General features: G+C 55.5%; 16 protein-coding genes. 9 read left to right on the top strand and 7 right to left on the bottom strand.

Annotation, left to right across the window (positions count from 1 at the left end; translation table 11 throughout):
* Positions 1-208 precede the first annotated feature (208 nt).
* From OP494_RS06775 to OP494_RS06750, 6 genes are all read left to right on the top strand, one after another.
* Positions 209-1,723, top strand: a complete 1,515-nt coding sequence (locus OP494_RS06775) for a Na+/H+ antiporter NhaC family protein (RefSeq protein ID WP_280539996.1) — start codon at positions 209-211, stop codon at positions 1,721-1,723.
* A 108-nt stretch (positions 1,724-1,831) separates the two neighbouring features.
* Positions 1,832-3,586 carry a methyl-accepting chemotaxis protein gene (locus tag OP494_RS06770; RefSeq protein WP_280539994.1) on the top strand — a complete coding sequence of 585 codons (1,755 nt, stop codon included), beginning with the start codon at positions 1,832-1,834 and terminating at the stop codon, positions 3,584-3,586.
* Positions 3,587-3,728: 142 nt separating this feature from the next.
* On the top strand, positions 3,729-4,544 hold the full coding sequence (locus OP494_RS06765; RefSeq protein WP_280539993.1) for an ABC transporter ATP-binding protein: 816 nt from the start codon (positions 3,729-3,731) through the stop codon (positions 4,542-4,544).
* Positions 4,541-5,248: an ABC transporter ATP-binding protein gene (locus OP494_RS06760; RefSeq protein ID WP_280539992.1), complete on the top strand. Its 708-nt coding sequence runs from the start codon at positions 4,541-4,543 to the stop codon at positions 5,246-5,248. The genes OP494_RS06765 and OP494_RS06760 overlap by 4 nt, the downstream gene beginning before the upstream one ends.
* A 3-nt stretch (positions 5,249-5,251) precedes the next feature.
* Positions 5,252-6,121 carry a branched-chain amino acid ABC transporter permease gene (locus OP494_RS06755; protein WP_280539991.1) on the top strand — a complete coding sequence of 290 codons (870 nt, stop codon included), beginning with the start codon at positions 5,252-5,254 and terminating at the stop codon, positions 6,119-6,121.
* Entirely contained in the window at positions 6,121-7,065 is a 945-nt protein-coding gene (locus OP494_RS06750; protein WP_280540243.1) for a branched-chain amino acid ABC transporter permease, read from the top strand. The genes OP494_RS06755 and OP494_RS06750 overlap by 1 nt, the downstream gene beginning before the upstream one ends.
* A 138-nt stretch (positions 7,066-7,203) precedes the next feature.
* On the opposite strand, the gene OP494_RS06745 is transcribed toward OP494_RS06750, so the two are convergent.
* Positions 7,204-8,418: an ABC transporter substrate-binding protein gene (locus tag OP494_RS06745; protein ID WP_280539990.1), complete on the bottom strand. Its 1,215-nt coding sequence runs from the start codon at positions 8,416-8,418 to the stop codon at positions 7,204-7,206.
* A 196-nt stretch (positions 8,419-8,614) separates the two neighbouring features.
* Here OP494_RS06745 and OP494_RS06740 point away from each other — a divergent pair, with 196 nt between their 5' ends.
* Complete coding sequence (locus tag OP494_RS06740) at positions 8,615-9,139, top strand: cytochrome b/b6 domain-containing protein (protein WP_280539989.1); 525 nt, start codon at positions 8,615-8,617, stop codon at positions 9,137-9,139.
* Between the two features lie 209 nt (positions 9,140-9,348).
* Complete coding sequence (locus OP494_RS06735) at positions 9,349-10,425, top strand: type I restriction endonuclease (RefSeq protein ID WP_280539988.1); 1,077 nt, start codon at positions 9,349-9,351, stop codon at positions 10,423-10,425.
* 159 nt (positions 10,426-10,584) lie between these two features.
* Here the strand turns inward: OP494_RS06735 and OP494_RS06730 are convergent, their stop codons facing one another.
* Positions 10,585-11,238 carry a hypothetical protein gene (locus tag OP494_RS06730; protein WP_280539986.1) on the bottom strand — a complete coding sequence of 218 codons (654 nt, stop codon included), beginning with the start codon at positions 11,236-11,238 and terminating at the stop codon, positions 10,585-10,587.
* A 186-nt stretch (positions 11,239-11,424) separates the two neighbouring features.
* Between OP494_RS06730 and OP494_RS06725 the strand changes: the two genes are divergently transcribed.
* The gene (locus OP494_RS06725) at positions 11,425-11,703 is read left to right on the top strand and encodes a hypothetical protein (RefSeq protein WP_280539984.1); all 279 of its coding nucleotides are present in this window, start codon (positions 11,425-11,427) and stop codon (positions 11,701-11,703) included.
* Between the two features lie 200 nt (positions 11,704-11,903).
* Here the strand turns inward: OP494_RS06725 and OP494_RS06720 are convergent, their stop codons facing one another.
* From OP494_RS06720 to OP494_RS06705, 5 genes are all read right to left on the bottom strand, one after another.
* On the bottom strand, positions 11,904-12,275 hold the full coding sequence (locus OP494_RS06720; RefSeq protein WP_280539983.1) for an ASCH domain-containing protein: 372 nt from the start codon (positions 12,273-12,275) through the stop codon (positions 11,904-11,906).
* The gene (locus tag OP494_RS06715; protein WP_280539982.1) at positions 12,253-13,308 is read right to left on the bottom strand and encodes a hypothetical protein; all 1,056 of its coding nucleotides are present in this window, start codon (positions 13,306-13,308) and stop codon (positions 12,253-12,255) included. Before OP494_RS06715 ends, OP494_RS06720 begins: the two co-directional genes overlap by 23 nt.
* A gap of 182 nt (positions 13,309-13,490) precedes the next feature.
* Positions 13,491-13,832, bottom strand: coding sequence for an SOS response-associated peptidase family protein (locus OP494_RS17175; protein WP_348521698.1), 342 nt, complete (start codon positions 13,830-13,832; stop codon positions 13,491-13,493).
* Positions 13,833-13,835: 3 nt separating this feature from the next.
* Entirely contained in the window at positions 13,836-14,762 is a 927-nt protein-coding gene (locus OP494_RS06710; RefSeq protein WP_280539980.1) for a Kiwa anti-phage protein KwaB-like domain-containing protein, read from the bottom strand.
* Entirely contained in the window at positions 14,762-15,352 is a 591-nt protein-coding gene (locus tag OP494_RS06705; RefSeq protein WP_280539978.1) for a hypothetical protein, read from the bottom strand. The genes OP494_RS06710 and OP494_RS06705 overlap by 1 nt, the downstream gene beginning before the upstream one ends.
* Positions 15,353-15,585 lie beyond the last annotated feature (233 nt).

Genomic DNA, 15,585 nt, shown 5'->3' with positions numbered 1-15,585 from the left:
CAGCCAACTCGTCCACCGAGGCCGGCGGCGACATACGCGAACGCCTAAAACTATAGGCTTAGTACACAGGCGCGAATGGGTATCGACGGCGGTCCTTGGGTGCTGCTAAAACGATGGGGCTAAAAAGGAATAAGCACTAGACCTCGGCCTAATGCTTACGCTCGATCCTGCTACGCATCAGTCAAAAAGACACAAAGGGATCAATCGCATGGATGCTCTAATATCGCTGGCTCCCCCTATCGCCGCTGTCGTGCTGGCGCTACTCACGCGCCGAGTCAATATCTCGCTCTTCTTGAGCATTTTGCTGGGCGCCTGGATCGTCGCTGGCAATCCGTTTGCCGCCGTTGGCCAGACGTTCGACTGGTTCGCGGAGGTGATGACGGATGAATGGAATGCCCGCTTTCTCGTCCTTGTCTCCTTGCTCGGCGCCGGTGCCGCTTTCATGCATACCACCGGTGGCTCTCAGGCCTTGGCGAAGTGGCTTTCAGGCAAGGTTTCCTCCTCAAGAGGGTCTCTTCTCCTTACCTGGCTGCTCGGCGTCGTCATCTTCTTCAATGACTACGTCAACTCGGTCATCGTGGGGAATGCGTCGCGAGACCTGACGGCCAGACACAACGTTTCGAGGGAAAAGCTCGCCTGGACCATCGACGCAACGTCGGCGCCCATGGCGACCTTGGGCCCCGTCTCCGACTGGATCGGTTATCAGGTCTCGCTCATCGCTGGCGCGTTCGCCGTACTCAGTTTGACCAGCGAACAACCCTACTGGACCTTTCTGCAATCGATTCCCTGGAACTTTTATGCCCTGCTTTGCCTGGCATCGGTGCCCATGATCATTCTCATGGGTGACTTCGGCCCCATGCAGCGAGCTGAGCGGCGCGCGCAAGAGAGCGGTGAACTCGTCGCTCCCGGTGATAGCCCGCTCTCCAGCGTCGAGGAAGATCTGGGAGACGTTCCCGAAGATAGAGGACGCGTCTGGAATTTCCTGATCCCGCTTGTGGTGCTTATCGGCGTCGCTTGCTGGGCGCTTTGGTATACGGGCGGCGGTAACGAAGGCAAGCCGTTGATGGAGGCGATTGCAGATACCGATGTCAGTGTCTCGCTGAGTTGGGCCGCGTTCGCGATGGTCGTGGTGGGAATCGTCATGGCGCTGCTTCAGCGCCAATCGTTGGAGGCCTGCGAGAACACCTTGCTGGCGGGCTTCAAGACCATGCTACCGGCGCTGGTCATCATGGTGTTGGCCTGGTCGATCGGCACCGTCACCGGCGCTCTCGAAACCGGCGATCACGTCATAGAAGCCACGCAGAGCTGGCTATCGCCAACGCTCCTGCCGATCCTCATTTTCGCCATTGCCATGGTGATCTCCTTCTCGACCGGGAGTTCCTGGGGCGCCATGGCGATTCTGACGCCGATTGGAGTCCCCTTGGCATACAACATCGGCGACATGACGCTCGTGAGCATGGCGATCGGCGCTATTTTCTCCGGCTCGATATTCGGCGATCACTGCTCTCCCATCTCGGACACGACGGTGATGGCCTCCATCTTCTCCGGCTCCGACCACGTCGCTCACGTCAAAACCCAGATCCCCTATGCGCTTGTCCCGGCTTCCGTCAGCGCCCTGCTCTACCTCGGGACGATCGTCATCGCGTCCCCCTATATCCTGCTGGCTATCGGTCTGGTGCTTCAGGCCGTGATCATCAAGCTCTTGGCCTCGAGGGGCTCATAACGCGAAACAGCAGCCCCACGGTTAACCAAAGTCGCATCCAGACGCTCTCGGATATGCCGATATGACAATGGCATGAAGCATTCACTCTGTAGACGGGAGCTCGTCTGGATGGCTACAACAAAACACGGGGCGCACCGCGGTATTTCGCTAAGCCTGCAGGGCAAGGTTCTGCTGCTGGTACTCGTTCCACTATTGCTGACGACGATGACGCTGATTGGGGTGGTCGCCTACGATCTCGTCCAAGCATCACGCACCGCCTTGGCTGAGCAGCGCGACATGTTGGTCGAGTCGCGTAAAGCCGCCGTACAGAACGTTATCGAGACTGCCAAGTCTGCCATTGCACCGATCGTCGCCGAGGCCGGTCCCAACGACACCGAAGCCAAGGCCCGCGCCAAAGAGATCCTCAGCAGCATGCGCTTCGATGGCAGCAACTATGTCTTCGTCTACGATTATCAAGGTACCACTCTGGTGCAACCGTTGAAGCCGGAGAGCATCGGCAAGAACGCCATCAAGACCCAGGACAAGCATGGCAATCTGCTGATTAGCGACATGATCGAGCTCGCCAAGCAAGGTGGCGGTCATTACCAGTACGCCTGGCCGCATCCGGACAGCGGCGAGATCGAAACCAAGTATTCCTACGCTACCGGGATCGACAAGTGGAACTGGATGCTGGGCGCCGGCACGTATGTAACCGGAATCGACGAGGCCATGGTTGCTGTCGAGGCCACTCAAGCTGCCGAACTGCGCAGGGTTCTAATCGCTACCGTACTGATCGGTGCAGCCATTTTCGTCACCGTTGCTCTCATCGCCTACTGGTTGATCCGGCGCACCATCCAGCCCATCCGTCGCACCGCCCATGCCATGCAGGACATCGCCCAAGGCAAGGGTGACCTGACGCGGCGACTCGAAATTGAAAGTCGCGACGAGGTCGGCGAGCTGGCTACCCAATTCAATGCCTTCGTGGCGCGCATGCAAGAGACCCTGCGCGATGTGCGCGCCAGCACCGCTCAGGTCTCTCACGCCTCGGACGAAATTGCCCGCAGTAGCGAAGAATTGGCAACACGTACCGACCAAGCTGCCGCCAACCTGCAAGAAACCTCGGCCTCGATGGAAGAGATCACCTCCACCGTCACGCATAGCGCCGAATCGGCACAGCAGGCCAATCAATTGGCCCAGACCACGGCCGACGTGGCACGCCGCGGTGAAACCTCGATGAGCCAGGTCGAGCGCACCATGAACGATATCAATGCCTCGGCGGCCAAGATCGGCGAGATCATCACCATGATCGATTCGATCGCCTTCCAGACCAATATCCTGGCACTCAATGCCTCGGTGGAAGCAGCCCGCGCCGGCGAGCATGGTCGCGGCTTCGCCGTGGTCGCCGAGGAAGTGCGCACACTCGCCAGCCGCTCCAGCGAGGCCTCGCGGGAGATACGCGAGCTGATCGATACGTCCGTCACGTACACCCGCTCAGGCACCGAACTGGTGCGCAGTACGGGCGAGACCATGCAGGAGATCGTCTCCAGCGTCGCCCGCGTCACCGATGTGATCGGCGAGATCAGCGCAGGCGCAAGAGAGCAAAGCAGTGGCATCAGCCAAGTCAATGTCGCGGTGACGGAAATGGACACCATGACCCAGCAGAACGCCGCCATGGTCCAGCATACCGCTGCCAGCGCCGACGCCATGCGCGAACACTCCCAGCGTCTGAGCCAATTGATCAACGGCTTCGTGCTCGGCGAGGACGAGGGATCGACGACTTCCCGTCCATCTGCTTCGCAGCCGGCGGGATACTCGGCACCGGTGCGAAGCGAGAAAACCAGATCGCCGGTACCCAGCGAGGGTGATGACTGGGAGGCGTTCTAGGCAAACATGACATTGATATCAATCGCCTGATAGGCTCAATTGTGTTATTGCGTGAACAAGTTCGACTAGGCGAGAGGAGCCCGGCTAACCGCCAGATCCGCACGCACACAACCACAACAAAACGCTTACGAGGCATTCTCTCTTGATTCGAATCGACAACGTCTCCAAGGCGTTCGGCGGCCTGCAGGCGGTACGGGGCGTTTCCTTCGAGGTGACGCAGGGCAGCATTACCGGGCTGATCGGCCCCAACGGGGCCGGCAAGAGTACGCTGTTCAATATGGTCGCCGGACTCTTCCCCCCTTCCAGCGGCCGCGTACTGCTCGACGGCCAAGACATCACCGGCCTGCCACCGCACAAGCTGTTTCACCGCGGCTTGGTGCGCACGTTTCAGATCCCCCATGAATTTTCACGCATGACGGTGCGCGAGAACCTGATGGTGGTGCCGTCCGGCCAGAGCGGCGAGAACCTGTTCAAGAGCTGGCTGCGCTGGGGCAAGGTCAAGCAACAGGACAGTGAGGTGCTGGACCGCGTCGACGACGTACTCAAATTTCTCGAGATCACCCACGTCGCCGACGAGCTGGCCGGCAACCTGTCGGGCGGCCAGAAGAAGCTGCTCGACCTGGGGCGCACGATGATGACCGACGCCAAGGTGGTACTTCTCGACGAACCCGGCGCCGGCGTCAACCGCACCCTGCTCGGCAAGATCCGCGAAGCGATCCTGCGGCTCAACCGCGAACGCGGCTACACCTTCTGCGTCATCGAGCACGACATGGACCTGATTTCGGCGTTGTGCGAACCGGTTCACGTGATGGCCAACGGCGAACTGCTCGCCTCCGGCTCGATGGATGTGTTGCGCCAGGACGAGGAGGTCCGCGAGGCCTACCTCGGCGGCGGTGCCAGCGGCCGGATGGGTGAATCCGCCACCAAGCCTGCAGCGGATAAAGGAGAGCCCTCATGAGCAGTCTGCTCGAAGCCAAGGGCCTGTATGGCGGCTATGGCGGTGCCGACATCCTCCAAGGCACCAATCTGCGCGTGGAGACCGATGAAATCGTGGTCATCGTCGGCCCCAACGGCGCCGGCAAATCCACCGCCATGAAGGCGGTATTCGGTCTGCTGCGCATTCGCGAAGGTGAGGTACTCTACCGTGGCGAGGCGATTACCAACGCCAAGCCGGAGCAGATGGTTCGCCGCGGCATCGCTTATGTGCCCCAGGAGAAGAACGTCTTTCCATCGCTGACGGTGCGCGAAAATCTCGAGATGGGCGCCTATCTGATGAAAGGCGATCTATCCAAGCGTCTCGACAAGGTCTATACGCTGTTTCCCAAACTCGCCGAGCGGCGCCGCCAGCAGGCCGGGCTGATGTCCGGCGGCGAGCGCCAGATGGTCGCCATGGGCCGCGCGCTGATGATCGACCCGCAGCTTTTGATGCTCGACGAACCCACCGCCGGCCTCTCGCCGCTGCTGATCGACGAGACCTTCGAGCGCATCAAGGAGATCAATGCCCAGGGCATCGGCGTGCTGATGGTCGAGCAGAATGCCAAACAGGCACTGTCCATCGCCAGCCGGGGCTACGTGCTGGCCACCGGCAGTAACCGCCACGAAGACACCGGTCCCAATCTGTTGGCCAACCCGGAAGTCGCCGAAATGTTCCTGGGAGGCTGAACCATGACCGATATCCTGCAACTGCTCGTCTATGGCCTGGTGTTGGGCAGCGTCCTGACCATGGGCGCGATTGGCGTGTCGATGATCTTCGGCATCCTGCGCTTCGCGCACTTCGCGCATGGCGACTTCATGACCCTGGGCGCCTACCTCGGCCTATCCTTCATCTCGGCCTTCGGGCTGAGTTCGTGGTGGGCGCTGCCCGCGGCGATGGTCGGCATGGCCGCGGTCGCGGTGTTCATCGACCAGGTGCTCTACCGGCGCATTCGCCGCACCCAGCCGGTGATACTGCTGATCGCGTCGTTCGGCATGGCCTTGATCCTGCGCAGCCTGGTGCAGTTGATCTGGGGCTCCGACAACCAGACCTATGCCTCGGGCATCCAGTTCCCCTGGCGTCTCGACTGGCTGGGCGGGCTGCGGCTCAAGCCCGACCATTTGTGGATCATGCTGATCTCGCTGGGCCTAGTCGCCAGCGTGCATCTGTTCCTGACCCGCACCCGGTTGGGCAAGGCGATGCGCGCGATGTCCGACAACATGGACCTGGCGCTGGTCTCGGGGATCCCCGCCGAGCGCGTGATCATGGTCACCTGGGTGATCGGTGGTGCACTGGCGGCCGCCGCCGGGGTGTTTCTGGGCATCGACACGCGTTTGCACCCAATGATGGGCTGGACCACGCTGCTGCCGGTGTTCGCCGCGGCGATCCTGGGTGGCATCGGCCGACCCTATGGCGCCATCGCCGGCGGCATGATCATCGGTGTATCGATGGAGATGTCGACGCTGCTGATTCCCGCCGCCTATAAACCCGCCGTGGCCTTCGCGATCATGGTCGGCATGCTCATCCTGCGTCCGCAGGGTATTTTCAAGGGGACTGTGTGATGGAACTCACCGGCATCGCCTCGTACCTGGTCTCGTTTCTGACCTTCGCCGGCGTCTACGCCGTGCTCGCGCTAGGCCTCAACATGCAGTGGGGGTTCACCGGCCAATTCAACATCGGTATCGCCGGCTTCTTCGCGGTCGGCGCCTACACCAGCGCGATCCTCACCACGCCCTCGAGCCCCGCCTACCTAGGCGGCTTCGGCATGCCGTTCCTGATCGGCCTGCTCGGCGCCGTCATCGCCTCGACCGTGCTCGGCTTGGTCGTCGGCCTGATCACCGCTCGGCTGCGTACCGACTACCTGGCCATCGCCTCGATCGGCATCGCCGAAATGGTTCGTCTGTTCGTCAAGAACGAGGATTGGCTAACCAACGGCGTGCGCGGCATCGCCGGCATCGACCGGCCGCTGGCCGGCATTGCACTGGATAGCTCCTTCGCCTATTTGGTGATCGTCGCGCTGTTCGTCGCCGGGGTGTATTTCCTGGTCGAACGCGCCTACGCCTCGCCCTGGGGCCGTGTGCTCCGCGCCATTCGCGAGAACGAACCGGCCACCGCAGCGGCGGGTAAATCCATAGCCGGCTTCCGCCTGCAGGCGTTCGTGCTGGGTTCGGCGATCATGGGCCTGGGCGGCGGACTCTATGCCCACTTCTTCGGCTTTTTGAGTCCCGAGGCGTTCATGCCACTCTACGGCACCTTCCTGGTCTGGGTGATGCTGATTGCCGGCGGCAGCGGTAACAATCGAGGCGCGATCCTCGGTGCCATCGTGGTGTGGGGCGTATGGTCGGGTACCGACCTGCTCACCGGGTTGCTACCCTCCGAGCACGCCACCCAAGCGGCAGCCCTGCGCGTGCTGCTGATCGGCGTACTGCTGCAGGTGATCCTGGTGCTGCGCCCCGAGGGGATACTGCCCGAGAAGCCACCCAAGCTGATCGCCAAAAAGCGTTGAGCGTAAAGACCGCCCGCGGCGCGGACGGTCGCTAAAGCAGCTACTCGTTGCTAACTAAAAAGCGCCCCCGACTTTGGCCGGGGGCGCTTTTTAGTTCTGGGCGTGTTGACAGGCGATCGGTCGATCGACTGTTCGCGCTTACATCGTGGGTTCGAAGATCCTGTTGGTGACCACTTCGCCATCCTTGAAGGTCCACTCGCCGAACGTCCCCGGCACGTCGCCGTTGTCGTCGAAGTTGACCGAGCCGGAAGCGCCCTCGTAATCGATCTCCTGACCTTCCTCGAGCAGCTTGACGGCTTTCTCGAACTCGCCCGGACCGACCTGCTCGCCCGGCGGGTTGGCAACCGCGCGCAGTTGATCGCGAATCGCCACACTGTCGGTGGAGCCGGCCGCCTGAGCCGCCAGCGACAGCAGGTAGAAGGCGTCGTAGGCGGTATCCAGATAGGGCTTGGGCGGCAGCGAGCCGTATTCGCTCTCGTAGGCGCTACTGAAGTGCTGCGCCCCCGGCGAGTCGGCGCGAGCCTGGGGAACCGTGCCCACCGACCCCTCGAGGTATTGCGCACCCAAGTTGTCGACCAGCTCGGGCGCCTTCATGCCATCGGTGAACACGAAGTTCTTGAAGAATCCGCCTTCCAGCGACTGACGCAGGATGGTCTGGCCATTCTCCGGATAACCGATCAACACCAGCGCCTCGGCGGCGTCATTGGCGGCCTGTTGCAGCTCACCGCGATAGGCCGCCTGGCCCTGCTCGTAAGCCACCGTCGCAGAGACCGTGCCGCCCGCTTTTTCGAAGGCGCTGGTGAAGGCGTCGGCAAGCCCCTTGCCGTAGTCGTTATTGATATAGATGATGCTAACGTTCTTGTAGCCCTTCTCCTGAGTCACCTCGGAGAGCGCCACGCCCTGGAAAGCGTCCGAGGGTACGGTCCGGAACAGGAAGTCGTCGTCATCCAGCGAGGTAATTACCGGCGAGGTCGAGGCACTGCTGATCTGCGGCACCTGCTCGGGCTTGGAGACGCTCTGCGCCACGGGGATGGTCACCCCACTGGAGAGCGCGCCGAAGATCGCGTTGACGCCTTCGATGTTGACCAGCTTCTGAGCCGCGGCGACGCCGGGCTGCGGTGAGGTCTGAGTGTCGCCACTGCTGAGCGCGACGTCTTCGCCGAGTACGCCGCCGGCGGAATTGATCTCCTTGGCAGCCAGCTGCGCGGCCTTGAGCGCGGGCTCACCATAGCTTTGCAGGTCGCCGGTCAGCGGCACCAGCACACCGATCTTGAGCGGTTCGGCCAGGGCGGAAAGACTGGTGGCCAAGGCCACCGCGGAAATAGCACCGATAAGCGGTTTCTTGACGGTCATTGCAGAAGACTCCTTGTGCAGACCTTAATTGTTGAGTGATCGGCGGGTATGACCCTTCATGTTTGATATCAACCCGTGGTTCAGCATAAGCGGATCGCTGGTAATAGACAAAGCGTCGGGCAGAGAGAACATCGATGAGGAAATTTGAATCCAAAGATGAGAATATGAAATATTCTCGTTTAAGCGGATTCACATCATGTTGGGTGATTCACCAAGCCATTACGGCAGCATCACGCGATGCCTGCACTGGCTCATCGCGATTCTGGTCATCCTTCAACTGACCAGCTCTTTTTTCAATATCTTATGGCAGGGGAATGCCTACAGTCAGCTTATCGTGCAGTGGCATACAACCATCGGCGTCGGCATTCTGGCATTGATGGCCATACGCACGCTGTGGGCTATCTCGCAACTCAGAAACCGGCCAGAGCACCGTGGCGCACTTCAAAAGGCGGCGATATGGGGTCACGCGCTGATGTATCTGGTGCTGCTTCTGATGCCACTCTCGGGCATGGCGTTCACATGGGGATTAGGCTACGGCGTCTATATATTCGATACGGCGTATTGGATCGACGCCGATGTGCCCTGGGCCGCCGCGGTCGGCCAACTCCATGCGCCCCTTTCCTGGTTACTCTCCGCCTTGGTGACCGGGCATATCGTCATGGCCGGCTACCACCGGTTGATCCGGCGCGACGACACGCTGCAACGGATGCTCGGGCGCTAGGCGTTCACGGTATCGTATCGTCTAGCGCCCCCTTGATGGCCTACTTCCCTGCCGTTGCTCGATCAGCGGCCGGGCTTGGTCGCCTGAATAGAACAACATGGGAGTCGACAGGACGAGGTTCTCATTTGACTTTGGTCTTTTGGTAAACTCAGGAAACTTCGCGTAATGTAAGGTTACCTATACGCCAAAAACTAAACACAGGGGGCATCATGGACTTGAGCGAGAAGCTTTACGGCATCGCACGTCGTGGTGAAGAACAGGTCGAACACATCAAGAACGAGGAAGCGACCAAGACGGCGTTAGTACTCCCCTTCATCAACTCGCTTGGATACGATCCCTTTGATACCCGAGAGGTAGTGCCAGAATTCACGGCGGATGTAGGCACCAAGAAGGGTGAAAAGGTCGATTACGCCATTCGTGCAGATGGCAACATTTCGATCCTTATGGAATGCAAACCCTTGGGCACCAATCTCGCCAACGTCCAGTACAACCAGCTCTATCGTTACTTTTCTTGCACGGATGCCAAATTCGCCATCTTGACGAACGGTTTTGAATACCGCTTCTATTCTGACTTGGACTCCGAGAACAAGCTGGACACGCGCCCCTTTTTCACTTTCGACCTAGAAGACTTTAACGAACAGGATATCGACGAGCTTCAGAAATTTACCAAGCCCAATTTTGATGTTGATGCCATTCTCAGTACGGCCAACCGGCTCAAGTACACCAACCTTGCCAAACAGGCCATTGGTGAGGTCTTCCGAGACACACCGGAAGAATTCGTCAAGTTCGTAGTGGGCAAGATCTACGAGGGTCGCCAGACACGGCAAGTGGTCGAAGAATTCACGCCGATCATCAAGGAAGCAGGCAAGCTCTATATCAAAGAGCAAGTCGCCCAGCGACTACGTGGCGCTCTGGCCAGCAACGATATCGATGCGCCCCACCCTACCTCGACTCCCGAAAGTTCGTCGCAAGAGCCCGAGCCTGATGATGATGGAATCATCACTACCCAAGAAGAAATCGACGCCTATAACATCGTACGATCACTGCTCGCAGAACAGGTCGATGTCAGCCGTATAGCCATGCGCGATGCGAAGTCCTACTGCGCAGTGCTCCTCGACGACAACAACCGCAAGCCCATTTGCCGCTTCCACTTCAACGCGAAATCAGTCAAACGGGTAGGCTTTTTCACCGACAAACAAGAAAGCCGCATCGAGATAGACTCCGTTAGTGACCTCTTTAAGCACAAAGATCGACTGAAAACGACTGTGAGCGAATACCTCGAATAACAGGCCTATGGCCCTGAATCATCTGGGGACCGTGAAGCCCCATTATCATGCGCGGGCCGATCGTCTCGCGGATTATGCTGACCTCCTGCTCAGGAGATCAGCATAATCCATGTCATATATCTCCCTGCTCTACTGCACAGAAACTAAAATCCATGACAGTCAATCTGGAAAATTACTAATAAGTCGATAAGTAATGGAATTATTGCCGGCTTCAAGAACCTCTATACTAGCCCCCTTGTAACCAATGCGATGCGAACTACTCAAATCATACTCGACTTCATTATTGAAAGCTGGCCGCGCTGAGTTATTGCTAAACTCCCGGTAGCCAATATTGATACGATCACCAACCCTCCCATTATAAATAAGAGTCTGCTTAAACCCATCATCCGAAACGGAAAGCCGTGAAGTCTTATCGTAGTTGGCATTGTAGCAATTCGATGCTCCGAATGTTGAGATGACACAAACCTGAGCATCGTCTTCCTTCGCCACAGCCAACGCCTGCACAGGGTCTGCCAGTGGATTGCGAGTCACGCCAACACTTCCATAAAAATCATTCTCGGAGTCAGCGCCGACTTGCCGGTATGCTTGGGCGGGGATGTCATATAGAAAACCATCTACGCGCTGATTGACTTTGAGCACCCCCTCTTTAACTAGTGATCCCTTCTCGACTAAGTGGTCTCCCACCTGCGCAGTCACCACCTCGCCAACTTTCGGATAACTAACCCGGTCTACGACATTACCACCGCCGTTGTAGGCGACTGATGTACACCCGACCAGCATCATCATGCTGACTACCGCGAGTAGATTTTTCATGCGTTCCCCTATTATTCGTATATTAATAATGCACAACAGATGATAACGGATATTCAGCCCAGTCAACCAGAGCTGTAGAAAATTGCTTACGCTGGATTCACCAGCCCTCCCCTGCTTCTTCACGAAGTCGAGAAGGTGAATTCGTAACGGCCTCGGTGGGAATGTGGCGCACGAAGCGTGCGAATAGTGTTGCGATCGGTGATCTCCTTGCTCAAGGCCAACCGCACCCCTCGACTTACCCAGTACTCGCCCAGCATCGTCTTCGAGCTGCCCGAGCCCACCGACGACAGCCGACCGATCCTCGCCGCCGCCCGCCAAGGGCTCGAGACGATCTATCGCCGTGGTTACCGATTCATGAAGGGCGGCGTGATGCTGCCCGACCTGTTGGACGCCAAGCGCGAGCAGCTCTCGCTACTCGCCCCCCCCCCGAGCGGGAAGCCCTGCCCGAACGCGACCACCAACTGATGGCCGCCTTGGACGCGCTCAACGGGAAGATGGGCAAAGGCACTGTGCGCCTGGGCGCGCCGCGTCAGAACGCCGCCTGGCGCCTGCGCTGAGCGCACCGTACACCTAGGCGGACGACGAGGTGGGATGAGTTGCCTAAAGTAAAGGCGCTATTAGATAAAAGCCCCGGGGAGGCCAGGGCTTAAAGGAGAAAATAAAGCTCAGAGATAGCGGTAGGATTGGGGAGCTACGGCGTTGTCCAAAATGTCATTGAGGTTGCATGGATTTTCATAGCGCTTAGGGTTTTTCACCTTTATCGCGAACCCTTGCTGCTTACCAGAAAAATAGGACTCAAAGAAGTTCAAGCTAATCCCAGCATTATCCTTGGTTTCTTGCCAAAGATCTTTAGGCTCCATGGCAAGGACTCCATCGATATCGAACTCACCTATGACCTTGCCGACAGGCATCGTTGCATAGATGATTACCTTTTCGATGTTATCTCTCTTAAAAATTCTCTTTCGAAACTCAAAATGCTTTTTTCCATCAAGGATGGATTCAGCAAATTCAGGCTTAATTGACAATAATACTTTCATCGACCCCGCCTCTCATCATAATGTGCCTCATAGCGTCAGTATTGACCGAATCAACCCCCCAACGCACACCATCAGGAAACCCAAAATTGTCAAGGAGATCTCCGCGAGTGATACGCTTCCTCATGGCTACATTATAGCTGAATTTGATGATATATGGATACTTTCCTGACCTATAAAAACGCGCCAATTCATCGTCAGAAAATACGCTATAAGAAGCACAGTAACGGTAAAAACCTTCGTAGCTACTGAACTCCTGAATGTTCTTAATTTCCTCAACAACGCCAATGGAAGTGACGACAGCGCGAAACCTGGCAGGTGCAACGCCGTCGCCTGTGCGATAGACCATCAGCAAATCTCCACGCTGTAGATTCCGCGCACCATGCATCGCCGTCAGGTAAACCTTGTGAATACTGTTTGTGTGCGAGACATCCTGAATCATGCTCATATTTTCATTGTTCAGGATAGAATCAGGCAGCAAACGCGTATGATACTCAGGATGGATAGGTAACAAAAAGCAACGCCCGGGCCTGAGGTTGATCATGGGATAATTAATCAAGGGATCAGGGCTCGTCAACGCCATGCGCTTGATAAGGACAAGCTCAGTGCCGTTATGAGTATTTTTTTCACCACAGACACCGAAACCATATCGCATCAAAAGGTTAATCAAGGCCTCATGCTTAGCAAATGCAGTCACATAGATCTCGGGCAACGACATTTCAATCGCATGATCGAATATTTTCTTAATAAACCTCTCGCCCAATCTCGTGCCATGCGGATTTATTTTAAAAGTACCGACCTTAAGACGAGGCGAGGCCGGTAGAGAAGGATAGACATCATCTACCGCTTCATCTTCTCTCTTTAGGTAAAGAAAGCCATCAATCACTCCTGGCGCATTGTAGAAAACATAAGCTGAATGCCCTTGTGCGGCCTTACGAGAAAGCCAGTCAGAAAACTCCGAATAATCATGCTTCAATGATTCAAAAAATGGATCCGAGAAGTTTATGTCTGAAAATAGTTGAAAATACATACTCATGCCAACAGCCCCTGTCGTAGATATTGATCACTTTGCTAATAATTTTTTACATAGAATCACCCCATACCGAATGATTCTTAAGGCCAATCTTATAAGTTATACCACAGGAAGGGAATGCCCACGATAGTCAAACGGCTACATAAGAAAAGGCGTTTTATACAGGAACGGTCCAGCAGACACCGTCACTCGCGGACCGATGAACCCGCGAGTTCACCAGCCAATGGATGAGCAGCTCGGCAAGCAGAAGACGAACAACGTAACGTGATGGATTGTCTCGCGACCCGTCTAATAAGGATCGAACCAGATCGATCGAACGCTTGCTCTTTAGCCCAGTGCGGCCGGTAGATCCACCACACCTCGTCCATTACAAACGGCGCGTCATCGCCAGGATGACGCGCCGTGGTGATCCAGGTGCCCGGCGCCATATTATAGCGTGGCTTCACCTCACCCGATTCCAGCGGTAGACGAAGGGGCTGGACGAGCTTGGGATATGGGCTATAGAGAGCAAAGCGGGCACATATCACTCATCACACATCTACAGTGTGCTGCACGTCATAAACATTGCCTTGATAATGTGATATCAAACGATGATCGAGAAGCGCTTGAAATATATCTCTACAAGCATCATCTGTAACAACTATCTTGTTATTACCATCAATAGTAATATTTAGCTTCAAACGATCTTTGTTTGCTATCAAACTATTGATGAAATCGGCGTTCTTATAATGCCCTTTCTGCTGAATAGCAGCAGCTCTCCTTAACTGTATCTTGTCTCTTCCCACGTACCTTTTAATTGGCTCAACGTCACTAAAAAGATCAACAAAGTCTGCATCTTGATTCAGTTGGTCGAAATTCTCCAGATGCGCCTGCTTATAACTGAGGATAGATTCACAGTTATTTTTATGAAGAGCAAAAACTGTAGAGCCACAAACAAAAACATCAAAAGTTTTATGGAGTGAGAACGTATCGGTTTCTTCAACCTCAAGCGCTTGGTCTCTAAATGTTGCAGAAATCAAATTTCGACGCTTAACATTTTTCCACTCCGGAGGAGTTCTTGTTATTCCGTATACAGCCTCACCATTTATTTCAAACTTAGCCACGTAAAAGACACCATTCCTAAGATGCTTAACATCTGCTATTTTCTTTTTTTGCGATTGCTCACCACAAGCATCAATAATCAAACCCACATGTGTTTCTTCAAAAGGTATAGTAAGAGCACTGCCTTCATTGTTTTGCGCCAGAATACTATAAGGTGTTGTTTCTGTAACATCCTGAATTACAGAGCTAGCAACATCTGACAGACCATCATCAAGATAACCTCCTGTTTCTACCCAGCGTCCAGTGTATCTCGGGAGCTGTTTGTTATTCACATCCACACCAGTCTTGAACACCCAAAGGTGAACATTTGCCTCATCAAAATTAAAACTTTTTAGAGAGCTTAAATCATCACTCATTATTCCCTCCGCACTATCATCACATCCTGTATTTTATTATGACTAATATATTCCGCAGGAATCACTTCTGCATTAGAAAGCATAACCCCCGTTCGCTTAGCACCGCTCCCCCCTACAACGTAAGAGACCTCATAAAGCTTCCAATTAAAAACAGTAAGAACAGGGTTTAATACGGCTCGCCCCGACTTATAAGTTATCCAAAAAAGCCACAACAAAAACAACAAATAACCTAAAAACTCTTTTCCTTGTGAATACTCAATCGATATAAAGGCAACCAGGTATGGCAAAACATAATTCATCAAATCCATTGGCACATGCTTAACCTCTGTGATCTTAACTTCGTGCTTGCACCGTATTTGCCCAAGAACCAAAACTGACAATAGCAGACAAAGAAAGCAAAGAACCACCACTCCAAAGCTTAAAAAGGGATTGGAGAACGGGATATAGCATGCATCACTATCTTTAAAATAACCCCAGCAAATATTATCCTTCAGCGCAGAGCTTTCAAAATCCTTAATCAAAAGTATAAGACTTAGCGGCAAGTATGATCCGCAAAAAATCAAAAAAGCCGAAAGAATTTTAAGCTGCATTTCCCTGCCTCAAGGGAGGAGAAATAAAAAATCTAAACAAAGCACACTCCTCATACTATTGCTTTCTCGCTCACGACACCCGCCCAATCCTGTCCCGGCACCGGATCTCCACGCCCGGCATCTGAACTGCACCCCGAAAGTTGGACACCCAATCCAACCTTCGGGGTGTTTCTATGAAGAACCAGTACAGCGACCAGTTTAAGTGGCAAGTGGTGCAGCAATACCTGAGTGGA

The sequence above is a fragment of the Chromohalobacter sp. 11-W genome, assembly GCF_029889905.1.
GTDB lineage: Bacteria > Pseudomonadota > Gammaproteobacteria > Pseudomonadales > Halomonadaceae > Chromohalobacter.
The sequence above is the reverse complement of the archived record's forward strand: the minus strand, read 5'-3'. Positions and strand labels throughout refer to the sequence as shown.